Consider the following 26,028-nt stretch of genomic DNA (forward strand, 5'->3'; position numbering starts at 1 on the left):
GGGCGGGGGGCCGGCCCCGCGCCCGGGGGCCGGGGCGGCACGGGGGGCCTCCGGGCGCGGCCGCCCCCCGGAGGTCGTGTACGCGCCGCCGGGGCGGGGGCGCCCCCCCCCCCCCCCGGGACGTCGGGCCGGGGTCAGCCCGCGGCCGCCGGCGGGAACACCTCGCGCAGCAGCGGGTCCGGCAGGCCGCGCTTGTGCCACTCGCGCGGGTACCCCAGCGAGACCTCCTCGAAGGGCACACCGTCGTAGCTGGTCTTGCGGGGGATGTGCAGGTGGCCGTAGATCATCGCCGCGGTGTTGAAGCGGCGGTGCCAGTCGGCGGTCAGCTCGGTGCCGCACCACTGGGCGAACTCGGGGTACCAGAGGATCTCGGTGGGGTGGCGGACCAGCGGGTAGTGGTTGACGAACACGAGCGGGACGTCCGGGTCGCAGGCCGCCAGCCGTTCCTCGGTCAGCCGGACACGCTCGCGGCACCAGGAGTCGCGGTCCGGGAACGGGTCGGGGTGGAGCATCCGCTCGTCCGCACAGACGATGCCGCTCTCGTACGCGGCCGCCAGGGACTCCTCCTTGGTGGTGGTGCCCGGCGCACGGAAGGAGTAGTCGTAAAGGAGGAAGAGCGGGGCGATCCGGACCGGTCCGCCCGCGCCCTCCCAGAGCGGGTAGGGGTCCTCGGGGGTCACCACCCCGAGGCCGCGGCAGAGCTCCACCAGGTGCTCGTAGCGGGCCACGCCGCGCAGCTGGACCGGGTCCTCGGGGTGGGTCCACAGCTCGTGGTTGCCGGGCACCCACACCACCCGGGCGAAGCGCTCGGCGAGCAGGCGCAGGGCCCACTCGATGCTGGTGGTGAGCTCGGCGACGTCACCGGCGACGAGCAGCCAGTCGTCGGGGTGGGTGGGCTGGAGCTTCTCCACCAGGTCGCGGTTCTCCTGGTAGGAGATGTGCAGATCGCTCACCGCGAGCAGTCGTCCGCCCGTCGGGGCGGGCCGCGCGGGCTGTGCGTCGCTGCGGTTCTCCGTGGTCACTCCTGCCCCCTGAGGTCGTCCGGCCGATGTGGCCACCCTACGCGGCGGGTCCGGGGAGCGGGGCGGGTTGAAGGGATCAGTTGTTCGACTGCCCGGCGGCGGAGTTGAGGCCCGTTCGGGATCGGGGGCGGCTCGGGATCCGGGCGGCCGTTCGGCCGTCGGGGGGCGGCTCAGGAGCCGAGGTCCATGAGCACGCCGTGGGAGGTGGCGGTGGTGACGGCGAGGATCACCAGCGAGGTGATGCCGAGCACCAGGCCGAGGACGGCGCGGCCGCGGCGGCTGGTGCCGCGGACCAGGGCCAGGGTGGCGAGGGTGATGGCGATCGGGCCCAGGACGATGTTGAAGAGCAGCAGGCCCGGGAGGCCGAGGAGGAAGGAGGCGACGGCCAGGTTGTCGGCCTCGGCGGTCTCCCGGCGGCCGGTGTTCTGCGAGGTGGTGACGGTGCTCATGGCTGTGCGGGTCCTCTCTGGTACGGGAGTGGACGGGGTGTGGTCCGGGCGCGTCCGGGTCAGCGGTGGCGCAGCCGGGCGATGCCCTCGCGGGCGCCGAAGGCGAGCAGCCAGGCGGTGATGGCGGCGGAGGCGGCGAGGAAGACCGGGAGCGAGGTGTGGGCGGCCGTGCCGATCAGGACGGCCATGGCGACCAGGGCGGAGAACAGGATCACGACTGACTCCTTCGGCTGCGGCACTGAGTGCGGCGCTGACTACGGCGGCGGTTGCAGCTGCGACTGTGCCGGGTTTCGGTTGACAAGTGTTCACTGACTTCGGCGTCACTCTACCCCCGACTGGCCAAGTTCGGCAAACGACTGTTTACTGAATGGCGTGAGTCACACCGTAGGGGCCAGACAGGCCCAGAAGCAGCAGAGTCGGCGGGCGTTGCTGGACGCGGGTCTGCACCTGCTGGCCGATCAGAACCTGGCGAGCCTGGGCGTCCGCGAGGTCACCCGGGAGGCCGGACTCTCCCCGGCCGCGTTCTACCGGCACTTCCCGGACCTCGCGGCCCTCGGGGTCGCGTTGGTCGAGGAGTCGCTCGCCAGCGTGCACGTCATGATCCGTGCGGTGCTCGCCGAGGCCGGCGGCGCCGAGGAGCTGATCGACCGCGCGGTGGACGTGATCGAGCGGCACGTCCGTGAGCACCGGACGCACGTCCGCTTCCTGGCGCGCGAACGGCACGGCGGGGTGCGGCAGGTGCGCGAGGCGATCGACGCCGAACTCGACCGCTTCGCCGCGGAGGTGGGAGCGGCCCTGGCGCTGCAGCCGGTGTCGCAGGGGTGGAGTGAGCGGGACCTTCGGATGCTCGCCGAGCTGTACGTCGACCACATGGTGTCCACGGCCTCCGCCTTCCTGGAGGCACAGGAGGCGGACCCGTCCCGGGAGCAGCGGATCGCCGCCACCGCGCGCCTCCAGCTGCGCCTGATCAGTCTGGGGCGGCGGCACTGGCAGGGGAGTTGACGCGCGCGGCGTCGGGCGAGCGGGCACCCCGGCGGGCGCCCCGGCCCCCGCGGCGGTGGTAACCGGCCATAGCGATCGGGACGGTTTCTTGGTCTTGCTTTGACTCTTGACAGGGGGTCATGTCCGCGACAGCTTTGGTGGACCCCCACACCGAGAGGTCTCTCATGAAGAAGCCGCTCATAGGCATGCTCGCCACGCTCCTGGCCGCCGGAGCCGCCACCCTCGCCGGAGCCCCCCAGGTCCAGGCCGCCCCCTCGGCCACCGTCAACTTCGCCGGAACGGTCGCGCTCAGCAACTGTTCCGGTTCGCTGGTGCGGATGCCGGGCTCCGCCGCGAGCGACCCCGCGCTCGTGCTCTCCAACGGCCACTGCCTGGAGAGCGGGATGCCCGGCCCCGGCCAGGTCGTCCTCAACCAGTCCTCCAGCCGGACCTTCACCCTGCTCAGCGCCACCGGCGGCCGCCTCGCCACCCTGCGTGCGACCAAGGTGGTCTACGGCGCGATGACCGACACCGATGTGTCGATCTACCAGTTGAACACCAGCTACTCGTCGATCCAGTCCCGGTACGGGATCGCCCCGTTGACCATCGCCGCCACCCACCCCGTCAAGGGCACCTCGATCCGGGTCGTCTCCGGCTACTGGAAGAAGATCTACTCCTGCTCGGTCGACGGCTTCGCCTACCGGCTGAAGGAAGCCGACTGGACCTTCAAGGACTCGGTCCGCTACACCTCGGGCTGCAACGTGATCGGTGGCACCTCCGGTTCGCCGGTGGTCGACGCCTCGTCCGGCCAGGTGGTCGCGGTGAACAACACGATCAACGAGAGCGGCGAGAGCTGCACCCTGGACAACCCCTGCGAGGTCGACCAGAGCGGCGCCGTGACGGTGCACCAGGGCATCGGGTACGCCCAGGAGACGTACGGGATCCCGGCCTGCTTCGCCGCCGGGAACCGGCTCGACCTCACCCTCCCGGGCTGCACCCTGCCCCGCCCGTAGGCGAGCACCGTCGGCACGCACCGTGGGACCACACCGTAGGCACGCGCCGTGGGACCGCACCGTAGGCACACACCGCAGGACCGCACCCGTTCCGGCCGGAGCACCCGACCGGCCGGAACCCCGGAACCCGGGACCCGGAGCTCGCAGGCCGCACCCCCGGGGCCGGGGTCGAACCCCGGAACCCCGGAACCCGAGTCGCCCTCCCGGCAGGGCGGCTCAACCCCAGTGACCAGCACCTTTACCCCGATGGGTCATCCGCCGACGGTGGATGACCCATTCGGCCGTCCACCGGGCGGCCGCCGCACCACCCGCACCGCAGAGTTGTGCCCACGAGGCGGCAGTCATGTCCGTTGACCAGATGGAGAGTTGATGACCACCACGCTGCGAAGGCTGTTGGTTTCCACCCTGCTGATACCGCTGCTCGCGTTCGGCGGCCTGGCGTCCCCGGCGCTGGCCGCCGACGCCCAGGGCGCCCCGGAGGCGGGGGCGGCCCACGGCCGGAGCCCCGCCGACGACCCGAACGCCGACATCAAGGCCCGCCTGGCGGCCATCCCCGGGGTGACCATCACCGAGGAGAAGCCGACCGACGCCGACCACCGCTACTTCATCGCCACCTACACCCAGCCGATCGACCACCTCCGGCCCTGGCTGGGCACCTTCCAGCAGCGCTTCAGCCTGCTGCACCGGGGCTACGACCGCCCGACCGTCTTCTACACCAACGGCTACACGCTGGGCACGAACCCGTCCCGCACCGAGCCGACCCGGCTGGTGGACGGCAACCAGGTCTCCATCGAGTACCGGTACTTCACCCCCTCGCGCCCCGAGCCGGCGGACTGGACCAAGGCCGGCATCCGCCAGCAGGCCGCCGACTCGCACCGGCTGGTGACCGCGCTCAAGCGGATCTACCAGCAGGAGTGGCTCTCCACCGGCGCCAGCAAGGGCGGCATGTCCTCCACCTTCTACCGCCGCTTCTACCCGGACGACGTGGCCGGTACGGTCGCCTACGTCGCGCCGAACAACACCGACGTCAACGACTACGCGGCCTACACCGAGTTCTTCCGCACCGTCGGCACCCAGGAGTGCCGGGACCGGCTGAACGCCGCCCAGCGCGAGCTGCTGGTGCGCCGCGACCGGTTGGAGGCCCGCTACGTCGCCGACAACAAGGCGGCCGGCTCCACCTTCAACACCCTCGGCACCCCGGACCGCGCGTACGAGGCGGGCGTGCTCGACGTGGTCTGGGCGTTCTGGCAGTACAGCCTGGAGGCGGACTGCGCCAAGGTCCCGGTGGCCGCCACCGCGACCGACGACGAGCTGTACGCCTGGTTCGACGCCCAGTCGGGCATCACCGGCAACAGCGACCAGTCGCTGGCGAAGTACACCGCGTACTACTACCAGGCCGCCACCGAGCTGGGCGCGCCGTTCTTCGACGTCTCGTACCTCAAGGACGTGCTGCACTACGACTACAAGGAGCTCTACTCGGCCCGCTCCTACGTGCCGAAGGAGATCCCGACCGTCTTCAACCCGTACGCGATGCCCGACATCGACCGCTGGGTGAAGCGCGACGGCGAGCGGATCATGTACGTCTACGGGGGCAACGACCCGTGGGGCGCCAAGCCGTTCCGCCTCGGCCGCGGCAGTGAGGACAGCTACGTCTACACCGTGCCCGGCGGCAACCACGGCTCCAACATCGGCAAGCTGCCCGCCGCGCAGTCCGCGGAGGCCACCGCCAAGGTGCTGGAGTGGGCCGGCCTGGGCGATGCGGACGCCGCCCGCTCGCTGGCCAAGTCGCCGCGGTCGATCCCGGCCTTCGGTCCGCTGGACGTCGAGGGGCAGCGCCTGGAGCAGGAGCGCCACCCCCTGTAACGCCTGAGCGAACCGGGCCACCCGAGACAGGAGGCCGCCCCGCTGCCCGGGGCGGCCTCCTTCTGTCGCCGGACGCCGTCCCCCGAAGCTCGACGTCGTCCCCCGAGGCTCCCGCAGAGCCCCTCCGCCGAACCCCTCCGCCGAACCCCTCCGCCGAACCCCTCCGCCGAAGCCCTCTCCGAAGCCCTCTCCGAAGCCCTCCCCGAAGCGGTGAATCAGTGCTTCAATGCTTCCATGGCCTACCGACGCACGCCTGCCGTACAAGCCCGCCTGGACGCCCAGCGGGAGGCGGTGCTGCAGTCGGCGGTCGGGCTGCTCGCGGAGCGCGGTTACGGCGGGTGCACGATGGCCGCCGTCGCGGACCGGTCCGGGATCGCCACCGGGAGCCTCTACCAGCACTTCGCCAACAAGGCCGAGCTGTCGGTGCAGTTGTTCCGCCGGGTGGTCACCCGCGAGATCGACGCGGTCAACGCGGCCGTCGCCCTGCGGGACACCCCGCAGCGGCGGATCGCCGCCGTGGTCGAGACCTTCGCCGCCCGCGCCCTGCGCGCCCCCCGGCTGGCGTACGCGCTGCTGGTCGAGCCGGCCGACGCGGTGGTGGACGGGGAGCGCCTGGTGTTCCGGCGGGCGTTCCGTGACGTGATCGCCACCGAGATCGCCGTGGCCGTGGCGAGCGGCGAACTGCCCGAGCAGGACCCGGTGCTGACCGCCGCGGCCCTGGTCGGCGCGGTCGGCGAGGCGCTGGCCGGCCCGCTCTCGGCCATGCCCGAGAGCCACGGGGTCACCGACCCCCGGAGGGCCACCGCCGAGGTGGTCCCCGCCCTGGTCTCCTTCACCCTGCGTGCCCTGGGAGGACGCGATGACAGCGACGCATGAGGTCACCAACCAGGTGCCCCTGCCGTACGGACACGACACCGCCGCCGATCCCGCCCTGCTGGCCGCCCTGCGGCGGGCCGGTGCCGGCTGGGCCGAGCCGGAGCTGCGCGAGCTGGGCCGGCTGGCCGGCTCCGAGCAGGCCGCCGAGTGGGGCCGGCTGGCCAACGAGAACCCGCCGGTGCTGCGCACCCACGACCGCTTCGGCCACCGGATCGACGAGGTGGAGTTCCACCCGTACTGGCACGAGCTGATGCGCACCGCCGTCTCGTACGGTCTGCACGCCGCACCCTGGCGGGACGAGCGCCCCGGCGCCCACACCGCCCGCGCCGCCAAGTTCTTCGTCTGGGGCCAGGTCGAGGCCGGCCACACCTGCCCGATCTCGATGACCTACGCCGCCGTCCCGGCGCTGCGCGCGAACCCCTCCCTGGCGGGGGAGTGGGAGGCGCTGCTGGCCGCGAAGGAGTACGACTTCGGGCTGCGCGAGCCGGGCACCAAGCGCGGGCTGATCGCCGGCATGTCGATGACCGAGAAGCAGGGCGGCTCGGACGTCCGCACCAACACGACCACCGCGGCCCCGCAGCCGGACGGCACCTACCGGATCACCGGCCACAAGTGGTTCACCTCGGCGCCGATGTCCGACCTGTTCCTGACGCTCGCCCAGGCCCCGGGCGGGCTCAGCTGCTTTGCGCTGCCGCGCGTCCTCCCGGACGGCAGCCGCAACCGCCTGCACCTGATGCGGCTCAAGGACAAGCTCGGCAACAAGTCCAACGCCTCCGCCGAGCTGGAGTACGACGGCGCGGTCGGCCTGCTGGTCGGCGAGGAGGGCCGCGGGGTGCCGACCATCATCGAGATGGTCAACATGACCCGCCTGGACTGCACCATCGGCGCCGCCTCCGGCATGCGCTACGGCGCCACCCGCGCCGTCCACCACGCCCTGCACCGGCGGGCGTTCGGCAAGGCGCTGGTCGACCAGCCGCTGATGCGCAACGTGCTGGCCGACCTGGTGGTGGAGTCCGAGGCCGCCACCACCGTCGCGATGCGGCTCGCGCAGTCCACCGACCTCGCCCTGGCCGGGGACGAAACCGAGGCGCTGGTACGGCGGTTGGGCCTGGCGGTGGCCAAGTACTGGGTGTGCAAGCGCGGTCCGGCGCACTCCGCCGAGGCGCTGGAGTGCCTGGGCGGCAACGGTTACGTGGAGGAGTCCGGGATGCCCCGGCTCTACCGCGAGGCGCCGCTGGTGTCGATCTGGGAGGGTTCCGGCAACGTCGCCGCGCTGGACGCGCTGCGCGCGATGGCCAAGCGCCCGGAGAGCGTGGAGGCCTTCCTCGGCGAGATCGACGCCGCGGCCGGCGCGGACCGCCGGCTGGACGCGGCCGTCGCCGCGCTGCGCAAGGAGCTCACCGACCTGACCGACCTGGAGTACCGCACCCGTCGGCTGGTGGAGTCGATGGCGCTGGCCTTCCAGGGCTCGCTGCTGGTCCGGTACGGCGACCCGGCGGTGGCCGACGCGTTCTGCGTCGGCCGGCTGGGCGGAGACCACGGCACGGCCTTCGGCACCCTGCCGGCCGGCGTCGACACCGCGGCGATCATCGACCGGGCCCGTCCGGTGCCGGCGTGAGCGAGGCCGCGGAGGTCCGCGCGTTCTGGCAGGCCCTGGGCCTGCCCGGACTCGTCGACGTGCACACCCACTTCATGCCGAAGAACGTCCTCGACAAGGTGTGGGCGTACTTCGACGCGGCCGGCCCGCTGATCGGCCGGCCCTGGCCGATCACCTACCGCGAGGTCGAGGCCGAACGCGTCCGCCGGCTGCGGGAGTTCGGGGTGCGGGCGTTCACGTCCATGCTCTACCCGCACAAGCCGGGCATGGCCGCCTGGCTGAACGCCTGGGCCGTCGACTTCGCCGCGCGCACCCCGGACTGCCTGCACACCGCGACCTTCTTCCCCGAGCCCGAAGCGGCCGGCTACGTGGCCCGGGCGATCGAGGATGGCGCCCGGGTGTTCAAGGCGCACCTGCAGGTCGGCGGCTACGACCCGACGGACCGGCGGCTGGACGAGGTCTGGGGCCTGCTCGCCGAGACCGGCACCCCGGTGGTCACCCACTGCGGATCCGGGCCGGTGGCGGGCAAGTTCACCGGCCCCGGCCCGATCGGTGAGGTGCTGGACCGGCACCCGGGGCTGGTCCTGGTGGTCGCCCACCTCGGCATGTCCGAGTACCGCGACTTCCTCGACCTCGCCGAGCGCCACCCGTCCGTCCGGCTGGACACCACCATGGCGTTCACCGACTTCGCCGAGGCCGACGACCCGTTCCCGCGCGAGGAACTGCCGCGACTGCGCGGCCTGCAGGACCGGGTCCTGCTCGGCAGCGACTTCCCCAACATCCCGTACCGGTACGTCCACCAGCTGGAGGCGCTGGCCGGGCTCGGCCTGGGGGAGGAGTGGCTGCGGGCGGTGTGCCACGACAACGCGGCAGGACTCTTCGGCATCGGGACCGGAGGCTGACCTCCGCGCCGGTGGCCGGCCGCCGTGCCGCTGGTCGGCCTCCACGTTGGTGGCCGACCAGCGCCGGAGGCCGGTCACCGCACCGCGCGCAGCACCTCCAGGGCCCGCGCGTGCAGACCGGGCGCGGCGACCAGGATGCCGTCGGAGCCGGCCGTCCAGTCCGCTCCGGCGGTGTCCGTCACCGCCGCGCCCGCCTCGCTCGCGATCAGCGCGCCGGCCAGCAGGTTGCCGGCGTCCTGCCCGTACTCCCAGAACAGCGCCAGGTGTCCGGAGCCGACCTGGGCCACCTGCAGTGCGGTCGGGCCGAGGTTGCGCACCGCGAGCACCGCGCCCGCCATCGCGGACAGCGACTCGCCCGCCCGGCGCAGCGCCACCGGGTCCCCGGCCACCTGCGGCGGCTGGCTGGTGGCGGCGACGGTGATCGCCAACTCGCGCTCCAGCGGGGCGATCGGGCGCCCGTCCAGCTCGGCGCCGCCGCCCAGGACCGCCCGGTAGGTCCGCCCGCCGTCCAACTGCGGCGCGTGCACCACGGCGAGCACCGCGGTGCCGTCCCGGACCAGCGTGGCGGTGACCGCCCAGTGCGGGTGGCCCAGCAGGTACTGCACCGCGCCGTCGGTCGCGTCGCACAGCCACCACTCGCCGTCGGCGGGCACCGAACCGTCCAACTCCTCCGGCACCCAGCCGGCCTGCGGACGCAGCGCGCCCAGCCGCTGCCGCAGTTCGGCGGCGGCCGGGCCGTCCAGCTCGGCGAAGCGGGCCCCGGCCTCCTCGACCGTCCGCGCCGTGATCGGCTCGGTGGACCGACGGGCCGCCAGCTTCGCGCCGACCTCGCGCACCGCGGCCTCCACACCCCGGACCAGCGTCCACAGCTCGTTCGTCACGGTGACTCCTCGTTGTTCCCGGGCCGGTCCGCTCCGGCCCCACGGGACAAGGAGTACCGTCAGGGCTGCCGAACAGGACGTACGAGCCGCCAGGAGTAGCGGGGATCGGACACCATGAACCTCTCCACTGCTGATCCGGACGCGGTGCTCGACGCCCTCGACCGCCGCCTGGTCTGCGCCCTGCAGGTCGACGGGCGGGCCGAGCCCGGCCGGATCGCCGAGGTGCTGGGAGTCTCCGCCCGGACGGTCACCCGCCGCCTGGCCCGGATGCGGCAGGCCGGGGTGCTGCGGGTGGTCCGGATGCCCGACGTCGAGGACGCCGCCGTGGGTGCGCTGCTGCTGCGGGTCCGGGTGCTGAGCGGCCGGGTGGACGCCATCGCGCAGGCACTGGCCGACCGCTCCGACGTCCCCTTCGTCGATGTGATGCTCGGCGGCCACGAGGTCGGCGCGGTCGTGCTGACCGACGCCGGTGCCCGCGACCGGCTGCTGTACGGGCAGTTGCCCGCGACCAGTGCGGTCACCGAGACCACCACCCACGCCGTGCTGCACGCCTTCGCCGACGCCGGGCAGTGGCGGGCCGGCCACCTCACCGAGGAGGAGGCTGCCGCGCTCGCCCGGCCCGCCGTGCCCCGCCCCGCCGCGCCCCCGCCCCTGGACGACCTCGACCGCGCGCTGCTGGAGCGGCTGGGCGAGGACGCCCGGCAGTCCCACGCGGCCCTGGCCGCGGCCGTCGGCGCGCCCGAGTCGACGGTGCGTCGCCGCCTGCACCGGCTGGACGAGCTCGGCCTGCTGCGCACCCACGTCTCCGTCGACCCGCAGCTGCTCGGCATGGCCGTGGACGCCAACCTCTGGCTGGACGTGCCGCCCGGCCGGCTCGCCGAGGTCGGCACGGCCCTGGCCGGCCACCCGCAGGTGCACGGGGTGTTCGCGACCAGCGGCCCGAGCAACCTGCTGGCCACGCTGTTCTGCGCGGACCACGGTGAGCTGTACCGCTTCCTCACCGACACCCTCGGTCCGCTGGGGGTCGCCCGGGCCGAGACGACGATCACCGCCCGCGCGGTGAAGCGGGCGGGCGTCCTGCTCCGTCAGCCGCCCCGGCGGCCGTGACGGGGGACGGGGGGAACGAGGCCGGAGGGGTGCAGGCGCGCACGGCCGGCGGAGGACCGGGAGGACGGGGAGGACGGGGAGGAGACGGAGCAGAAGGAGGCGGTCGGACGGCCCGTTACCTGCGGGGTAATCGACGCCGGGCGCCGGTCCGGGCAGGGTGGAGGCAGCTCGGTGCGGCCGCCACGGCCCCGGGCCCCCACCCCTGACAGGAGGCGATCCGCCATGTCCGTCCACGCGAACTCCCTCACCCCCGCCCGGCCGGGATCCGCCTTCTCGCCGTGGACGGTGCGCGGCATCCTCGGCCTGGACGCCCTGGTCACCGGCGGCAACGGCCTGGCCTACCTGGCCTTCGCCGGCCCGCTCGGCGACCTGTTCGGCGCGGGCCGCGCCACCCTGGTCGAGCTCGGGCTCCTCCTCACCGGCTACGCGGTGGCGGTCGGTGTGCTGGCCACCCGCCAGCGGCCGCCGCGGACGGCGGTGCGGGCGGTGATCGACCTCAACCTCGCCTGGGTGGTGCTCAGCCTGGTCGCGATGGAGGTGTGGCTGGAGCCGACCACCGCGGGCTTCGTCTGGATCCCGTTGCAGGCCGCGGCGGTGGGCCTGTTCGCCGTCCTGCAGTTCACCGCGCTGCGCCGGACGGCAGCCGGAGCCGACCCCGGTGTGAGCGGCACCCCGAGCTGACCCCGGGGAGCCGGCCTCGGGGAGCCGGCCCCAGGGAGCGGACCCCGGTGCGGGCGGTCGTTACGGCTGACGCTCCGGCCCCACCGAGGACTGCAGGAACCGCACCGTCTCCGCGTCGGCCGGGAGGAAGGTCTCCATGGCCAGCTCGGAGACGGTCACATCCAGCGGGGTGTTGAAGGTCGCGATGGTGGAGAGGAAGGAGAGCACCCGCCCCTCGTGGCGGATCCGGATCGGCAGCGCGAACGGGAAGCCGTCCTCGGCCGGCCCGTCGGCCGCTCCTTCCGCCGGGTCGGCGTCCGGCTCGGGGTAGCCGCGGACCTCCTCGTACAGCTGCCGCAGCGGCTCGGCGCGGACCAGTTCCAGCCGGCGCTCCATCCGCTCCAGCAGGTGCCGCCGCCACTGCCCCAGGTTGACGATGCGCGGCGCCAGCCCCTCCGGGTGGAGGGTGACCCGGACGGCGTTGAGCGGCGGCTGCAGCAGGTGCGGGGCGATCTCGTCCAGGAGCAGTCCGAGCGAGCGGTTGGCCGCCAGCACCCGGAAGCTCCCGTCGACGACGACCGCCGGGTACGGGTCGTGGGCGGCCAGCAGCCGTTCCATGCCGCCGCGCAGCGCGGCCATCGAGGGGTCGTCCAGCGGCGTCTCGGGGTAGTGCGGGGCGTAGCCGGCCGCGAGCAGCAGGGTGTTGCGTTCGCGCACCGGGACGTCCAGCTGCTCGGCCAGTCGCAGTACCAGCTCGCGGCTGGGGCGGGAGCGGCCGTTCTCGACGAAGCTGAGGTGGCGGGCCGAGGAGTCCGCCCGCAGGGCCAGTTGCAGCTGGCTGAGCTGCCGTCGTTCCCGCCAGCCGCGCAGCAGCGGTCCGACCCCGGTTCCCGTCGGGCTGCCCATGCCCGCCATGATCGTCATGGCCCAGGACGGTACTCGAACGAGCCTGTTCCGCGGGAGGGGGCGAGGGGGGATCGGCCGGATCAGACGCCGGTGCTGGAGCCCGGCCGGATGACCATGAGGACCACGACCACGGCCCACAGCAGGTTGAACACCCCGGCCGTCATCGGCAGCAGGCGCAGGCCGTCGACGGCCTTGGTGCGCTGCTCGTCCGCCGGGTCGAGGGCGAGGGCGTCCACGGCGGCCTGCTGGCCGGGCAGGACGAAGAGCAGCAGGGAGAGCGCGGCGATCGCGGTCAGCACCATGGAGACGATGACCCAGGACTGGCCGATCACGTCCATCACCTGGGCCAGGCCGATGCCCAGCACCGGCACGGCGACCCCCAGCAGCGCGTAGACCTGGGTGATCCGGTGCAGGACGCGCAGCACACCGGCGTCGGAGGCCTGGTCCGGGCCGCCGGCCAGCGCGGCCTTCGCCCGGCGCGGGAACATGCTGACGGCCACCGCGACCGGGCCTATGAACAGGACCGAGACGAGGACGTGCAGGCTCAGCAGGAACTTGGCCATGGCGGGGCACCCTTTGGATCCGGTGGGCAGCTGGGGAGCGGGCGCGCGCGGTCGGCGTGCCCACGACCAGGCACGCTAACACCGCTTATTCACGGGCCCACCGCTCGGGTGGGCGGTTGCGGAAGGCCCTCGCCCACCCCCGCCCCGGCGAGGGCGGCCGTTCAGCCCGCCGTCGTCAGTTCCACGATCCGCGGCGCCGCGGTGCCGACCGCCGCGACGGCGGCGCCGTGCTCCGGGTCCGTCCAGTCGAGCAGGTGCAGGTCCTCGTACCGGCTGCGCAGCGGCTCCCCCGGCGGTACGGCCAGGGGCAGGGCGGAGAGGTCGATCCGGCCGAGGGTGTCTAGGGTGGCCCGCCCGATCTTGATCAGCGATTCCTTGCGCACCCAGAGCCGCAGGAACGCCCGCTCGGGTTCCGGGTCCGCCTCGACCAGGGCGAGTTCCTCCGGGGCCAGCACCCGGCGGGCGACCGCGCCCAGCGAGCCGCCCCGGGCGGCCAGTTCGACGTCCACGCCGATCGGCTGGTGACCGGCGCCCGCGGCGACCACGCCCTTGGTGTGCGAGAGGCTCACGTGCACCCCGGGGTGGTCCGGCAGGTACGGCTTGCCGTGGTCGGCCAGCCCGCAGTCCGGGCACTGCTGGGCGAGCACCAGGCCGGCCGCCGGCACGCCGAGCAGCCGGGCGGCGCAGAGCCGGACCAGCAGGTGCCCGGCGGTGAAGTCGACCCGCCCGGACTCGTGCCGGAAGCGCGCGGCGCGCTCCCGTTCGAGGGCGGTCAGCAGGTGCTCGTCCGCCTCGGGGTGCCGCAGCACGGCGTCGGCGGACGCGACGGCGACGAGCGGCGCGCTCTGGTCCTGGGCCTCGGTGGTCATGCGTCCAACCTAGCTCCATGCCGGGATCCGTCGGCGGGGTCGTCGCCCGGTGGCCGAGGCCCGAGTGCTGCTGCGCCGTCCGGGTGAGCTTTCGGACCCGTCCTGAGGGTCCATAGGGGATGAATAGTCCGATTTAAGGTTGGATGCCCCGGAAATGTGGGATTGACGTCAGATAACACGGAGCATGGCAGGTCATTCGGCCTGCCCTTTTCTCATGCGCGGAGGAATTGTCGATGGGTCAGGCCACCGGTTCGCCGGATCACAGAACGACCGCCGTGAGAACGCCCGCCTCCGGCGGCCGCCGCGCCGTCCGGGTGGCAGTGGCCACCGGCGTCGCCGCGCTGCCGCTGGCCGCCGTGCTGACGGTCGGTTCGGCCGCTCCGCTGGCCCCGCCGCTCGGCGCCTGCACCGGACCGGACTGCCCGGCCACCTGGCCGGCGCCGAACAACGGCGACTTCACCGGCCGGGACTCCACCATCAACGTCTTCACCGGCGGCGACTACACCGTGAACGGCCGCGCCGCCGAGGCCGAGGGCAAGATCGTCGCGCTGGGGAACCTGACCGTCGAGAAGGACGGCGGCGGCGTCTACAACATGGGTGTCGTCGGCGTCGGCTCGCGCGTCCCGCCGCCGGACGGCAGCGACTTCGTGACCACCGGCGGGAACGTCGACGTCCGGCGGGGCAACCGCATCCTGATCGGCGGCAGTGACTCGCACGGCCAGGCCTTCGGCAACCTGCGCCACGCGGGCGGCGTGACCGGCACCGTCAACATCGACCCCACCGGCCGGTCGATCCAGGACGACGACGCCGCCGCGCCCTACCGGGCGGTGCTGACCCGGATCGAGGAGACCTCCGACTGCGTCGGGCGGGCCACGGCGACCGGCACCGTCGACATCTCCTCCAGCACGGCGACCTTCACCGGCGACGGGACCAGCGCGAGGCAGGTCTTCAGCGTCACCCGGGACCTCGCCTCGCCGACCGGCGGGCAGATCGGCCTGGTCTTCACCGGCATCCCGGCCGACGCCACCGTCGTGGTGAACATGCTCGGCGACAGCCCGGTCATCAACACCTACACGGGCACCGCCCTGCCGGGCGACCAGACCACCGAGATGCGCTCGAAGCTGATGTACAACTTCCCGACCGCGACCTCGGCCCGGATCCTCGGCAGTGCCCAGTTCCAGGGGTCGGTCCTGGCCGGGAACCCGGCCGGCACCACGACCATCGCCCAGGCGGGCATGAACGGCCGGGTGTACCTGGCGGGCAGCCTGATCCACACCGGCACCGGCGGCTACGAGATCCACAGCTACCCGTTCGACGGGGACCTGCCGGAGTGCACGGTGACGCCCAGCCCGTCGCCGACCTCCACCTCGCCGTCGCCGACCTCCTCGCCGACGTCGCCGGCGCCGACGTCCCCCACCCCGCCGCACCCGACCTCGCCACACCCGACGTCACCGCATCCGACCTCGCCGCATCCGACGTCACCGCACCCGACCTTCCCCAGTCCGAGCCACCACTCGCCGTCGGCCAGTGGGAGTCACCACCACTCGCCGTCGGCCGGCGCCTCTACCTCAAGCGCGGGGCCGGCTCCGAGCAGTCACCACCCGACCTGGCATCCGAGTGGGCAGCCGACCGGCCACCACCCCGGGGACGGCGGTGAGCTGCCCTCCACCGGCGCGGGCAACGCCCCGGTGGTCTTCGGCCTGGCGGGCGTCGGCCTGCTCGGTCTCGGCGGTCTGGCCGTGATGGCCGCCCGTCGTCGCGGCCGCCACAGCTGACCAGCTGACGGGCCTGAACGCCAGGACGCCTGGCCGCCGTCCCGGGCCGCCCGAGTCGATCCGACCGGGCGGCCCGGGGCGTTCCCGGGTGTCGGCCCTACTGCGGCGCCGGGTACTGCGCGAGCCCCGAGGCGAGCAGGTCGAAGGCGCGTTCCACCGTCTCCCGGATCCTGTTCCGGACGGCCTCGGCGGGTTCGCCGGCCACCATGGCCCGCCGGATCTCGCCGAGCACCGCGCGGTGGGCCCCCGCGATGGCCCCGGCCACCACGTGGGGGAGCGGGTCGTCCTCCGCGGCTCCCGTCTCCTCGGCCAGGACGGCCGCCAGGGCCGCCTCGGCCCGCTCGCCGAGTTCCAGCAGCCGGGCCCGCAGCGCCGGGCTGTCCGCGACGATCTGCCAGAACGCGGCCATCCGCGGGCTCAGCCCGATCGTCGGCTCCCCGTCCGCGAGCGCGGCCAGCAGGTCCGCCCGGACGGCGGCCGCGGCGGACCTGCCGGGCGGGCGGTGCCGGACCACCTCGGCGAGGTGCGCGACCACCGCGTCCTGCCGGTCGAAGAACAGGTCCTCCTTGGTGGGGAAGTAGTTGAAGACCGTGTTCGGGGAGACCCCGGCGGCCCGGGCGACCTCGACCACCGTGACCCGGTCGAAGCCGCGCTCGGCGAACAGGCCCATGGCGGTGTCGGCCAGGAGTTCCCGGGTCTGCTGCTTCTTGAGTTCACGGAGTCCCATGGCCGGATCCTACGCCAGGACCATGGTGTCACATCAAACTTGCAGTGACACCAAAATTATCGGCTACGGTGGCGGCATGACCTTCACCTTCGGCATCTATCCCGGCGGACTGCTCGGAAGCGACACCGGCGTGCTCGCTCCCGTCCGCCCCGACGACCCGGCGCTGATCACCGCGGCCCTGCGCGAACTCCAGGGCGGGGCGGCCGAGTTCCTGGTCCGCGCCTACCGCTCGTACGCCGACCCGGGACACGCCCCCGACCGGCCCGAGCAGTACGCCGTCGAGGGGCGGAAGCTCGACCTGGTGCTCCAGTACCGGGACCGCAGCGGAGAGTCGGCGGGCTGGCTGGACTTCGTCCGGCGCACCGTCCGGGCCGAGGGCCACCGGGTCGCGGTGCTCCAGATCTGCGAGGAGCCCAACCTCGACCTGCCACCCGTCGACGGCAGCATCCCGAACGTCCTCCGGGCGCTGGTGGCGGGCGTGATCGCGGCCAAGGAGGAGGCGCTGGCCTGCGGGTTCGACCGGCTGGCCGTCGGCTTCAACGCGGTGCCGTCCTTCGACCCCGCGGACACCTTCTGGTCCGATCTCGGCGAGCTCGCCGACGAGCGCTTCCACCGCGCCCTGGACTACGTCGGCGTGGACTTCTTCCCGGACGTCTTCCGGCCCGTCCCGGCGGACCGGCTGGCCGACGCGGTGCGGGCGGTGGTCACCGGATTCCGGCGGGACTGGCTGCCCAGGGCCGGCATCGGGCCCGCCGTGCCGCTGCGGATCTGCGAGAACGGGTGGCCCACCGGTCCCGGTCGGAGCGAGGCGCGGCAGGCCGAGGTGGTCGAGGAGGTGGTCCGGACGGTGGCCGAGCTGGCCGCCGAACTCACCGTCACCGGTTACGCGTTCTTCGCGCTGCGGGACGCCGACAGTGCGGGTGCGGGGCTCTTCCCCCACTTCGGCCTGCTGCGCGACGACTACTCGCGCAAGCCGGCCTTCGACACCTACCGGAAGCTGGTGGCCGAACTGTCCTGCTGAGAGGGCTGGTTCGTCTCGAAGAAGCGGGCCACCGTGCGGCGCCGGGCGGCGACGTCGTGCACCGGCTCGCCGATCACCCGCCCGGCCAGGGCGATGGCCAACTCGCCGACGTCCTGCCGGAGCAGGTCGGCCGCGGTGGCCCGGTCGGCGGCGATGTGCGCGCGGCCGGTGGCCAGCAGGGCGTCCCGGGCGCGCAGGCCCTCGGCGCGGGCCGCGGCGATCGCCGCCGCGCCGCGTTCGGCGTAGTCCGCCCGGATCCGGGCGGCCTCGTGCCGGGCCTCCGCCAGTTCCCGCAGATGGGCGTCCTGGACGGCGTCGGCCTCGGCCTGCAGGGCCTCCGCGCGTTCCATCCGGCCCTCGGTGGCCTCCCAGCGCTCGGCCTGCACCCGCTCGATGCGGGGGAGCAGGTGCCGGCCGAGCACCCAGAGGACCAGGAGGAACAGTGCCAGGCCGAGGCCCAGCGGGACCGGTTCGGGCTTGAGCGGGCCGAGTTCGAGGTTCACGCGACCTCCCCGTTGGCTGACGTACCGTCAATTGGCAGTCTCCCCTGGGTCGATGGTGATCGAACTCGGCGCGGGCATGACCTTCGTCACGGTGCGGCACCGGTCCGGGCGCCGGCCCGCTGCTGCAGCGGTGCGGCGCCCGGACCCCACGGAGGCACCCGGCCTCACCCGGCCTCACCCGGCCGAACCCGCCTACGTCACCTCGCCCCGGCGGGAGAAGCGCTCCGCCCGCCACTCGCCGCTCTCCAGCACCTCGGCCAGCTGCCGGGCGGCGTCCCACACCTCGGTGTACGACAGGTAGAGCGGGGTGAAGCCGAAGCGCATCAGGTCCGGCGCGCGGAAGTCGCCGATCACCCCGCGCTCGATCAGCGCCTGCACCACCGGGTAGCCGTCGGCGTGCCGCAGGGCCACCTGGCTGCCGCGGCGGGCGTGCTCGCGCGGGGTCACCACCTCGATGCCGTCCAGGCCCTCGGTCAGCTCGATGAACAGGTCGGTCAGCGCCAGGCTCTTCGCCCGCACCGCCGCGAGGTCGGCTCGCTCCCAGACGTCCAGCGAGGCGCCGAGGGCGGCCTGGCCGAGCAGCGAGGGCGAGCTGGTCAGGAAGCGGCCGATGCCCTGCTTGGGGTCGTACCCGGGCTCGAACGCGAACGGGCGGGCGTGCCCGAACCAGCCGCTCAGCGGCTGCAGCGGACCGGCCGCCAGGTGGCGCTCGGCGACGTACAGGAAGGCCGGCGAGCCGGGGCCGCCGTTCAGGTACTTGTAGGTGCAGCCGATCGCGAAGTCCACGTTCGCGGCACCGAGTTCGACCGGCAGCGCGCCCACCGCGTGGCACACGTCCCAGATCATCAGCGCGCCCGCGGCCTGCACCCGGGCGGTGATCCCGGGCATGTCCAGCAGCTCGCCGGTGCGGTAGTCCACGTGCGAGAGGACGACCGCGGCGACGTCCCCGTCCAGGTGCCGGTCCAGCTCCTCCGGCCGGATCAGCACGCTGCGCGCGCCCTCGACCAGGCCGGTCACGCCCTCGGCGATGTACAGGTCGGTCGGGAAGGCCTCGGCGTCGCCGAGCACCGTGCGCCGGCCGGGGCGCAGGCCCAGCGCGGCCGCCAGCACCTTGAACAGGTTCACCGAGGTGGTGTCGCAGACGACGACCTCCGCCGGATCGGCCCCGATCATCGGCGCGATCCGCCGGCCCAGCCGGTACGGCTGCTCGAACCAGCCGGCGTCGTTCCAGCTGCGGATCAGCTCCCGGCCCCACTCCTCCTCGACCACCTGGCGCACCCGCTCCGGCGTGCGCACCGGCAGCGCGCCCAGCGAGTTGCCGTCCAGGTAGATCACCCCGTCCGGCAGCGCGAACTCCTTGCGGAACGCCGCCAGCGGGTCGACGGCGTCCAGCGCCTCGCACTCCTCGCGCGTGGTCATGCCCATTCCCTCGTTCTCCTCGCTCACAGCTCGTCCCGGATCGTCCACAGCTCCGGGAACACGTCCTGCTCGGCGGCCTTGCGCAGCCAGGTCAGCCCGCTGGAGCCGCCCGAGCCGGGCTTGCCGCCCATGGTCCGCTTGACCGCGGACAGGTGTCGCTGGCGCCAGCGGGTGACCCGCTCCGCGACGTCCAGCAGGGCCTCGCCGAGCGGCTGCAGCGCGGCGAACTCCGGCTCGGTGTACACCCGGCGCCAGGCCGCCGCGACCTCCTCGGACGGGCGGTAGCGCTGCTCGGAGTGCGCCGGGCTCAGCTCCAGGCCGCGCCGTGCCAGCAGCGCCAGCGCCTCGTCGTACAGACCCGGGGAACGCAGCGCCTCGACCAGCCCGTCCTGGGTGTCCGGCATGCCGTCGTACATCGTCAGCAGGGCGGCGTTCTTGTTGCCGAGCAGGAACTCCAGGTGCAGGAAGGCCGCGGACTGGAAGCCGGAGGCCTCGCCGAACAGCGAGCGGAAGGAGTTGAACTCCTGCGGCGTCATGGTGCCCAGCAGGTCCCAGGACTCCACCAGCACGTCCTGGGCGTGGGTGCCCCGGCGCAGCGCGGCGAGCGCGGTGGGCAGGTCGTCCTCGCGCAGCGCCTGCCCCGCTATCGTCCACTCGTGCCGGATCAGGTCGAAGAGCAGCTCCATGACCTGGGTGGTGACGATGAACGACAGCTCGGCGGGCTCCTTGCTGCGCGGGTGCTGCAGGCTGTGCAGCTCGTCCAGCCGGGCGTACTGGGCGTACGGGGTGCTCCGACCCGGCGTCCTGCCCCGACCGAACGACAGGTTGGGTGTCTCCACCGTGTCGTGCCCCATCCCGATGCCTCCTGATCCGTCCGGGCCCCTCGCCCGCTCCGGTGAACCAGACGGACTGCCTGATTCCACCGGGTGCCCATTGTGCGGCGGGGGTGGCCCCCGCTTGAATGGTCGACGGACACCGCAACTGCCTTCGGAGCTGTCGTTCACGAGGCGTTCGGCGGATTCGCTTTACGAACGAAAACCACTTGATCCCGATCACCCGGGGAGCCCGCCATGGACGCCGTCGACCGCCGCCTGCTGGCCGAGCTGCAGGCCGACGCCCGGCTCTCGTACAACGAACTCTCCCGCCGGGTGAGCCTGTCCGCACCCGCGGTGGCCGAACGGGTCCGCCGCCTGGAGGCCGACGGGGTGATCAGCGGCTACCACGCCCACGTGGACCCGACCCGGGCCGGGCTGCCGATCACCGCGCTGGTGCAGATCCAGTGCTACGGCCCGCGCTGCGTGCTGCGCGACCCGGAGGTGGCGACCTGGCCCGAGGTGCTCCAGCTGCACCGGGTCACCGGCGGGGCCTGCTGTGTGCTGCTGGTCGCGGTGCCGACGATGGCCGAGTTCGAGGCGCTGTGCGACCGGCTCGGCGGCTACGGCCAGCCGGCCAGCTCGATGATCCTCTCCAGCCCGGTGCCGTGGCGGCCGCTCGCGCCGCGCTGACCAGGGGCGCGCGGCCCTCGGCGAACGGTCGTGCCTGGCCCTGACGTCGACGTCAAGGAGTAGGTTCCACCGCATGTCGAACGAGCGCCACATCCTGCTGCTGCCGGGGAGTCTGCGGGCCGGCTCCACCAACGAGACCGTGCTGCGGACGGCTGCCGCCGTGGCCGCCGCCGCCCCGGGCCTGCGGACCACGTACTACACCGGGCTGGCCGAGCTGCCGCACTTCAACCCGGACCACGACACCGACCCGCTGCCCGGCCCGGTGGCCGCGCTGCGGGCCGCGATCGAGGCGGCCGACGCGCTGCTGATCTGCACGCCCGAGTACGCTGGGACGCTGCCGGGCTCGTTCAAGAACCTGCTGGACTGGACGGTCGGCGGCGTGGAGATCTCGGACAAGCCGGCCGCCTGGATCAACGCGGCCGGGCCCGGCCGCGGCGGGGGCGCCGAGGCGACCCTGCGCACCGTCCTCGGCTACACCGGCGCGGCCGTGGTGGACGAGGCCTGCGTCCGGATCCCGCTGGAGCGCGGGGCGGTCGGCCCGGACGGGCTGGTCGCCGACCCGCAGGTGCGCGAGCGGATCGGTGAGGTGCTGGCGAGGCTGGCGGCGGCCTGAACGGCGGCCTGAACGGCGGCCTGAACGGCGGCCTGAACGGCGGCCTGAACGGCGGCCTGAACGGCGGCCCGGCCGATGGCCCGACCGCCCCGACCTGCGGCCGGGGCGGTCGGGGCGGTCGGGGCCGGGTTCAGTGCGCCTCGGGCACGGGCACCCCGAGCCCGGCCAGGCCCGCCAGGACCAGCTCCACGCCGACCGCCGCCAGCAGCAGCCCGAGCAGCCGGGACAGCACCTCCAGCGAGGTCCGGTGGGTGCGCCGCATCAGCGGTGCCAGCAGGGCCACACAGACGTAGTTGATCACCGTGACGGCCACGTACGCCGCGGCGACGGTGGCCTTCCAGGCCCAGTCGTCCCGGTTGAGCGAGGCGACCAGTACGGCGGAGACCGCGAGCGGGCTGGCGATGTACGGCAGCAGCAGTTCGCGGATGCCGTCCACCAGCGGGTTCGACAGGTGCTCGTCCTCCTCGCTGCTGCCGCCGAGGTGGACGCCGAAGACCAGCGCCACCGCGTAGACGAAGAAGATCAGCCCGCCCGCCAGCTGCAGCGACTGGTCGCTGATGTGGAAGAGGGTGCTGACCTCGTCCGCCGTGAACCCGAGCACCAGGCCGATCACCGCCGAGATGACCGTGCTCCACGCCGCCAGCCGCCGCAGCTCCCGGGTGCTGCGGGTGGTGGCCAGCCGGGCGAAGGCCAGCAGGGTCTTCGGGGGGCCGACCACGGCGAAGAAGGTGATGAACGCGCTGCTCAGGTTGAAGACGAACATGCGCCCAGCATGACCGCGGCACCGCGGGCGGCCGGTCCGCCACGCCCCGCGGCCGGGCGTGGCGTGCGTCTCGCCGGTTCGCGCCGCATCCCCGTCGACGGTTCATTCCCGATCGCGGGTGAATTCGCCCGGATGGCGGCTCCGGCTCGAACGCACGGGCGGTCTCGGTTGCTATGGAGGGAGGACCGCCACGCCGGCGGCCCCACCGGCACGACCGTCGGCACGACCACCGGCGGGGACCACCGGCAGCGGCCACCGGCGGGGACACTCCGCCGCGGAATCGAGGATGCGACATGTGCCTGAACCGTAAGGACCTGGGCCTGCTGGCCCTGCGCAGCGCGGTCGGCGGGGTGCTGATCGCGCACGGCACCCAGAAACTGTTCGGCTGGTTCGGGGGCGGCGGCCTGGAGGGCACCAGCCAGGCGATGGACCACATGGGATTCCACCCGGCCCGGCAGAGCGCGATCGCGGCCGGGCTCGGCGAGGCGGGCGGCGGCGCGCTGCTGGTCGCCGGGCTGGCCACGCCGGCGGCCGGCGCGGTGGTGGCCGGGACGATGGCGACCGCCGTGGCGGTGCACGCCCCGGCCGGCTTCTTCGCCATGGGCGGCGGCTACGAGTACCCGGCCTTCCTCGGCGCGACCGGGCTGGCGATCGGCCTGGCCGGCGCCGGGCGGTACTCGCTGGACCACGCGACCGGCCACGTCTTCGACCGGCCCTGGCTGGGCGTGCTCTCCTTCGTGGCGAGCGCGGCCGGCGCGTACGGCGTGGTGGCGCGGCGCCGGCACGTGGTGCGGCTGCGCGAGGAGCGGGCCGCGGTGGAGGCGGACGAACAGGAGGGCTCCGGGCTGTCCTGACGGGCCGGGGCCGGTCCGGCCGGGGCGGGCCGGCAGTCGGGTCGCGCGGTCGGGCCGGGTGGTCCGGCCGCGTCGTCGGGCCGCGCGGTCACCCGGAGGCAGCAGCCCTGCTGGCGGCTGCCCCCGGGTCCTCGGAGGGTGGGCGGGGAGGCGGGCCGGACAGCCCGGCGCCGACCGGAACCGGCCGACCGGAATCGAGGGACCGCATGGACCGCCAGTCGCACACCCGGGTCACCGCGCCGGGCGCGGGAGCCGCTGCCCGGGGCGCGAGGGTCACCGCCCCGGGTGCCGGGGCCGCTGCCACGGGTGCGAGGGTCACCGCCCAGGACCTGGACGCGTCACCGCTGCGCCGTCGACGACCCGCCGTGGCAGGGGTGTTGACGGCGGCGCTGGTCGGCGCGGCCGCGCTGGCGGGCTGCTCCTCCGGGCAGAGCGCGAGCAGTGTGGCCTCCCAGGCGGTGTCCGCGGCGGAGAAGGGCGCGAGCGCCGCCGCCTCCGCCGCCTCGGCGCTGGCCTCGGCGGCCGGCGGGGCGGGTTCGGCGCTGGCCTCGGTGGCGAGCGGGGCGGGTTCGGCCCTGGCGTCGGCGGAGGCGCGGGCCTCGGAGGCGGTGTCGGCGGCCTCCTCGGCGGTGTCCGGGGTCAAGGGCGGGCTGGACGCCAAGGGTGACGTGACGGTCGGGGCGGTGACCACCGGCACGGACAACAGGACCCAGGTGCAGCTGACCGTCACCAACCACGGTCAGGTGTCGTACAAGTACGTGATCCAGGTGAACTTCACCGACGAGTCCGGCAAGGTGGTCGACGCCACCGCGGTGACCGTCCCGGAGCTGGCCGCCGGGCAGAGCGGCCAGGCGGCCGCGCGCAGCAACCGGGAGCTCTCCGGCACGGTCAAGGCCGACGTGGCCAATGCGATCCGGTACTGACGCCCGGTACTGAAGCCAGGTGGTGAAGCCGGGTACTGACGCCCGGTCGGAGCGGGGGCGGAACCTTAAGCGGAACTCAAGGCCCAACAGGACCCCTTGACGGGCGAGTTGGTCTAGTCCATTTTTATGCCCAGGTGCAGGGAGCCCCTGAACCGGCGTCGACGGCCTCGTGCCGCCGGCGCCGGTTCGGCACATCCCGGTGTCCCGTCATGGCCCGAACCGCACGATTCCCCACCCTTTCCTGTCATGTCCCGGTCGTTCGGCCCCACCCCGGACGCGCGCCCGGGGCGGCGGGAAACCTCCCCCACAACCAGGAGTCACGTACGCATGCTGCGCTCACGCATCGAAAGGGCCGGGACCCCGGCTCCGCAGGGCGGCCGCCGACGCCGTCCGAAGAGCCTGGCCGCCGTCGCGGCCGGCACCGCCGCCTCCGTCCTGCTCGGCGCGGGCCTCGCGCTGTCCGGCGGCGGCGCGGCCAACGCCGCGACCACCAACTCCACCGGCGCGCCCGCCACCAGCGGCGGCATCAAGGTCGCCTACTTCGACCAGTGGTCGATCTACGCGAACGGCTACTACCCCAAGACGATCCAGGACACCGGCGTGGCCGGGAAGCTGGACTACCTGATCTACGACTTCGCCAACATCCACCCGACCGACCTGGGGTGTTTCGAGGCCACCAAGGCCGCCGACACGAACGACAACAACCCCAACGCGGGCGACGGCGCGGGTGACGCGTTCGCCGACTACCAGAAGAGCTTCGGCGCGGACATCTCGGTCGACGGCGTCGGCGACGTCTGGAACCAGCCCGTCGCGGGCAACTTCAACCAGCTGAAGAAGCTGAAGGCGAAGAACCCCAACCTCAAGGTCCTGATCTCGCTGGGCGGTTGGACCTACTCCAAGTACTTCTCGGCGGCGGCCGCCACGGACGCCTCGCGCAAGCACCTGGTGTCGTCGTGCCTCGACATGTTCATCAAGGGCAACCTGCCCTCCGACGCCGGTTACGGCGGCCCGGGCTCGGCGGCCGGCATCTTCGACGGCGTCGACATCGACTGGGAGTACCCGGGCGGCGGCGGCCACACCGGCAACATCTCCAGCCCGGCCGACAAGCAGAACTTCACGGCGCTGCTGAAGGAGTTCCGCACCCAGCTGGACGCGCAGGGCAAGACCGACGGCAAGACCTACGCCCTGTCGGCCGCGGTCGGCGCCGGCCAGGACAAGATCATGAACGTCGAGACCGACAAGATCGGTCAGTACCTGACCTTCCTCGACGTCATGACCTACGACATGCACGGCGGTTGGGACGCGCAGGGCCCGACGAACCACCAGGCCCCGCTCTACTCCGGCCCGAACGACCCGTCGACCCCGGCCAAGCCGGGCAACGGCAAGTACTCGATCGACAACGCCGTCAAGGCGTGGACGGTCGGCGACGCGCAGTACGGCATCCCCGGCGGGTTCCCCGCCAACAAGATCAACATGGGTGTGCCGTTCTACTACCGCGGCTGGACCGGCGTGAAGGACAACGGCAAGCACGGCCTCTTCCAGCCCGCCGCCAGCCCGGCGGCCGGCGCGGCGATGTCCGGCAACGTCCCCGGCATCCAGATGTACAAGGAGCTCGCGGGCTTCGTCGACAACCCGTCCAGGACCTTCTGGGACGACGACGCCAAGGCCACGTACTTCTACGACGGCAACACCTTCTGGAGCGGTGAGGACACCAAGTCGATCCAGGCCAAGCTCGACTACGCGCACTGCAACGGCCTCGGCGGCTCCTTCGCCTTCTCGCTCTACGACCTCGGCACCCGGACCGGGCTGTTCGACACGATGGTGAACGCCACCAACGGCTCCGCCGCGGCCTGCCCGGCCCCGCCGACCGGCACGCCGACCCCGACCCAGACGCCGACCCAGACCCCGACCGGCACCCCGACGGGCACCCCCACCGGTACGCCGACCGGCACCCCGACCTCGCCGGCCACCTGCTCGGCCGCCCCGAGCTGGGACCCGAACACCACCTACGCGGCCGGCGGCACCAAGGTCTCGTGGAAGGGCCACTACTACACCAACAAGTGGTGGACCAAGGGCGAGGACCCGAGTCTGAGCGGCCAGTGGGGCGTCTGGACCGACAACGGTCCCTGCTGACGACCCGAACCACCGGACGACCGGGGCCCCGACGGGCCTCCGCGGCACCCGAACGAGTCCGGCCCGCCGGGGGAGCACCCCCGGCGGGCCGGACCTCCGCCGT

General features: G+C 73.5%; 27 protein-coding genes. 15 read left to right on the plus strand and 12 right to left on the minus strand.

The annotated features are described in order from the left end of the window. Window positions 1-134: 134 nt before the first annotated feature. From ACIRST_RS12585 to ACIRST_RS12595, 3 genes are all read right to left on the minus strand, one after another. The gene (locus tag ACIRST_RS12585; RefSeq protein ID WP_402802203.1) at window positions 135-1,022 is read right to left on the minus strand and encodes a metallophosphoesterase family protein; all 888 of its coding nucleotides are present in this window, start codon (window positions 1,020-1,022) and stop codon (window positions 135-137) included. A gap of 170 nt (window positions 1,023-1,192) precedes the next feature. Next, the gene (locus tag ACIRST_RS12590) at window positions 1,193-1,471 is read right to left on the minus strand and encodes a DUF4190 domain-containing protein (protein WP_402802204.1); all 279 of its coding nucleotides are present in this window, start codon (window positions 1,469-1,471) and stop codon (window positions 1,193-1,195) included. A gap of 59 nt (window positions 1,472-1,530) precedes the next feature. Next, the gene (locus ACIRST_RS12595; protein ID WP_189918519.1) at window positions 1,531-1,686 is read right to left on the minus strand and encodes a hypothetical protein; all 156 of its coding nucleotides are present in this window, start codon (window positions 1,684-1,686) and stop codon (window positions 1,531-1,533) included. A 157-nt stretch (window positions 1,687-1,843) separates the two neighbouring features. On the opposite strand from ACIRST_RS12595, the gene ACIRST_RS12600 reads away from it, so the two are divergent. From ACIRST_RS12600 to ACIRST_RS12625, 6 genes are all read left to right on the plus strand, one after another. Beyond that, a complete protein-coding gene (locus tag ACIRST_RS12600) occupies window positions 1,844-2,473 on the plus strand; it encodes a TetR family transcriptional regulator (protein WP_402802205.1) in 630 nt (209 codons plus the stop codon). Window positions 2,474-2,637: 164 nt separating this feature from the next. Next, window positions 2,638-3,465, plus strand: a complete 828-nt coding sequence (locus tag ACIRST_RS12605; RefSeq protein WP_350523207.1) for a serine protease — start codon at window positions 2,638-2,640, stop codon at window positions 3,463-3,465. Window positions 3,466-3,834: 369 nt separating this feature from the next. Further along, window positions 3,835-5,328 (plus strand): S28 family serine protease, encoded by a 1,494-nt coding sequence (locus tag ACIRST_RS12610; RefSeq protein ID WP_350523208.1) that lies wholly within the window; start codon window positions 3,835-3,837, stop codon window positions 5,326-5,328. Between the two features lie 234 nt (window positions 5,329-5,562). Next, window positions 5,563-6,204 carry a TetR/AcrR family transcriptional regulator gene (locus ACIRST_RS12615; RefSeq protein ID WP_402802206.1) on the plus strand — a complete coding sequence of 214 codons (642 nt, stop codon included), beginning with the start codon at window positions 5,563-5,565 and terminating at the stop codon, window positions 6,202-6,204. Continuing rightward, window positions 6,188-7,822: an acyl-CoA dehydrogenase family protein gene (locus ACIRST_RS12620; protein WP_402802209.1), complete on the plus strand. Its 1,635-nt coding sequence runs from the start codon at window positions 6,188-6,190 to the stop codon at window positions 7,820-7,822. The genes ACIRST_RS12615 and ACIRST_RS12620 overlap by 17 nt, the downstream gene beginning before the upstream one ends. After that, window positions 7,819-8,703 (plus strand): amidohydrolase family protein, encoded by an 885-nt coding sequence (locus ACIRST_RS12625; protein ID WP_350523211.1) that lies wholly within the window; start codon window positions 7,819-7,821, stop codon window positions 8,701-8,703. Before ACIRST_RS12620 ends, ACIRST_RS12625 begins: the two co-directional genes overlap by 4 nt. A gap of 74 nt (window positions 8,704-8,777) precedes the next feature. On the opposite strand, the gene ACIRST_RS12630 is transcribed toward ACIRST_RS12625, so the two are convergent. Next, window positions 8,778-9,584, minus strand: coding sequence for an inositol monophosphatase family protein (locus tag ACIRST_RS12630; protein ID WP_402802210.1), 807 nt, complete (start codon window positions 9,582-9,584; stop codon window positions 8,778-8,780). Window positions 9,585-9,698: 114 nt separating this feature from the next. Between ACIRST_RS12630 and ACIRST_RS12635 the strand changes: the two genes are divergently transcribed. After that, entirely contained in the window at window positions 9,699-10,691 is a 993-nt protein-coding gene (locus ACIRST_RS12635) for an Lrp/AsnC family transcriptional regulator (protein WP_350523213.1), read from the plus strand. A gap of 222 nt (window positions 10,692-10,913) precedes the next feature. Next, entirely contained in the window at window positions 10,914-11,372 is a 459-nt protein-coding gene (locus ACIRST_RS12640) for a hypothetical protein (protein ID WP_350523214.1), read from the plus strand. 60 nt (window positions 11,373-11,432) lie between these two features. On the opposite strand, the gene ACIRST_RS12645 is transcribed toward ACIRST_RS12640, so the two are convergent. The 3 genes from ACIRST_RS12645 to ACIRST_RS12655 form a co-directional block, all read right to left on the minus strand. Then, window positions 11,433-12,275 (minus strand): helix-turn-helix transcriptional regulator, encoded by an 843-nt coding sequence (locus ACIRST_RS12645; RefSeq protein ID WP_350523215.1) that lies wholly within the window; start codon window positions 12,273-12,275, stop codon window positions 11,433-11,435. Between the two features lie 62 nt (window positions 12,276-12,337). Beyond that, window positions 12,338-12,820: a hypothetical protein gene (locus ACIRST_RS12650; protein ID WP_350523216.1), complete on the minus strand. Its 483-nt coding sequence runs from the start codon at window positions 12,818-12,820 to the stop codon at window positions 12,338-12,340. A gap of 161 nt (window positions 12,821-12,981) precedes the next feature. Then, on the minus strand, window positions 12,982-13,689 hold the full coding sequence (locus ACIRST_RS12655; RefSeq protein ID WP_350523217.1) for a 4'-phosphopantetheinyl transferase superfamily protein: 708 nt from the start codon (window positions 13,687-13,689) through the stop codon (window positions 12,982-12,984). 275 nt (window positions 13,690-13,964) lie between these two features. Here ACIRST_RS12655 and ACIRST_RS12660 point away from each other — a divergent pair, with 275 nt between their 5' ends. Beyond that, complete coding sequence (locus tag ACIRST_RS12660) at window positions 13,965-15,464, plus strand: choice-of-anchor A family protein (RefSeq protein WP_402802212.1); 1,500 nt, start codon at window positions 13,965-13,967, stop codon at window positions 15,462-15,464. Between the two features lie 97 nt (window positions 15,465-15,561). On the opposite strand, the gene ACIRST_RS12665 is transcribed toward ACIRST_RS12660, so the two are convergent. After that, window positions 15,562-16,191 (minus strand): TetR family transcriptional regulator, encoded by a 630-nt coding sequence (locus tag ACIRST_RS12665; protein ID WP_350523219.1) that lies wholly within the window; start codon window positions 16,189-16,191, stop codon window positions 15,562-15,564. Between the two features lie 76 nt (window positions 16,192-16,267). Here ACIRST_RS12665 and ACIRST_RS12670 point away from each other — a divergent pair, with 76 nt between their 5' ends. Continuing rightward, the gene (locus ACIRST_RS12670; RefSeq protein WP_402802214.1) at window positions 16,268-17,212 is read left to right on the plus strand and encodes a hypothetical protein; all 945 of its coding nucleotides are present in this window, start codon (window positions 16,268-16,270) and stop codon (window positions 17,210-17,212) included. On the opposite strand, the gene ACIRST_RS12675 is transcribed toward ACIRST_RS12670, so the two are convergent. The 3 genes from ACIRST_RS12675 to ACIRST_RS12685 all read right to left on the minus strand — a co-directional run bounded on the left by ACIRST_RS12675 (window position 17,179) and on the right by ACIRST_RS12685 (window position 19,988). After that, the gene (locus ACIRST_RS12675) at window positions 17,179-17,715 is read right to left on the minus strand and encodes a F0F1 ATP synthase subunit B (protein ID WP_402802216.1); all 537 of its coding nucleotides are present in this window, start codon (window positions 17,713-17,715) and stop codon (window positions 17,179-17,181) included. The genes ACIRST_RS12670 and ACIRST_RS12675 overlap by 34 nt on opposite strands. Before the next feature lie 192 nt (window positions 17,716-17,907). After that, a complete protein-coding gene (kynU, locus tag ACIRST_RS12680) occupies window positions 17,908-19,140 on the minus strand; it encodes a kynureninase (RefSeq protein WP_402802219.1) in 1,233 nt (410 codons plus the stop codon). A 17-nt stretch (window positions 19,141-19,157) separates the two neighbouring features. Then, window positions 19,158-19,988: a tryptophan 2,3-dioxygenase gene (locus ACIRST_RS12685; RefSeq protein ID WP_402802221.1), complete on the minus strand. Its 831-nt coding sequence runs from the start codon at window positions 19,986-19,988 to the stop codon at window positions 19,158-19,160. A 216-nt stretch (window positions 19,989-20,204) separates the two neighbouring features. Here ACIRST_RS12685 and ACIRST_RS12690 point away from each other — a divergent pair, with 216 nt between their 5' ends. Further along, the gene (locus ACIRST_RS12690; RefSeq protein WP_350523224.1) at window positions 20,205-20,639 is read left to right on the plus strand and encodes an Lrp/AsnC family transcriptional regulator; all 435 of its coding nucleotides are present in this window, start codon (window positions 20,205-20,207) and stop codon (window positions 20,637-20,639) included. Between the two features lie 73 nt (window positions 20,640-20,712). Beyond that, on the plus strand, window positions 20,713-21,252 hold the full coding sequence (locus ACIRST_RS12695; RefSeq protein ID WP_350523225.1) for an NADPH-dependent FMN reductase: 540 nt from the start codon (window positions 20,713-20,715) through the stop codon (window positions 21,250-21,252). A gap of 130 nt (window positions 21,253-21,382) precedes the next feature. Here ACIRST_RS12695 and ACIRST_RS12700 read toward each other — a convergent pair whose 3' ends face one another. Next, on the minus strand, window positions 21,383-22,015 hold the full coding sequence (locus ACIRST_RS12700; protein ID WP_350523226.1) for a MarC family protein: 633 nt from the start codon (window positions 22,013-22,015) through the stop codon (window positions 21,383-21,385). 293 nt (window positions 22,016-22,308) lie between these two features. On the opposite strand from ACIRST_RS12700, the gene ACIRST_RS12705 reads away from it, so the two are divergent. The 3 genes from ACIRST_RS12705 to ACIRST_RS12715 all read left to right on the plus strand — a co-directional run bounded on the left by ACIRST_RS12705 (window position 22,309) and on the right by ACIRST_RS12715 (window position 25,925). Continuing rightward, the gene (locus tag ACIRST_RS12705; protein ID WP_402802223.1) at window positions 22,309-22,869 is read left to right on the plus strand and encodes a DoxX family protein; all 561 of its coding nucleotides are present in this window, start codon (window positions 22,309-22,311) and stop codon (window positions 22,867-22,869) included. A 206-nt stretch (window positions 22,870-23,075) separates the two neighbouring features. Further along, the gene (locus ACIRST_RS12710; protein ID WP_402802224.1) at window positions 23,076-23,792 is read left to right on the plus strand and encodes an FxLYD domain-containing protein; all 717 of its coding nucleotides are present in this window, start codon (window positions 23,076-23,078) and stop codon (window positions 23,790-23,792) included. A gap of 327 nt (window positions 23,793-24,119) precedes the next feature. Then, on the plus strand, window positions 24,120-25,925 hold the full coding sequence (locus ACIRST_RS12715) for a glycosyl hydrolase family 18 protein (RefSeq protein ID WP_350523229.1): 1,806 nt from the start codon (window positions 24,120-24,122) through the stop codon (window positions 25,923-25,925). Window positions 25,926-26,028: the final 103 nt, after the last annotated feature.

This window comes from Kitasatospora sp. NPDC101447, assembly GCF_044767225.1.
Lineage (GTDB): Bacteria > Actinomycetota > Actinomycetes > Streptomycetales > Streptomycetaceae > Kitasatospora.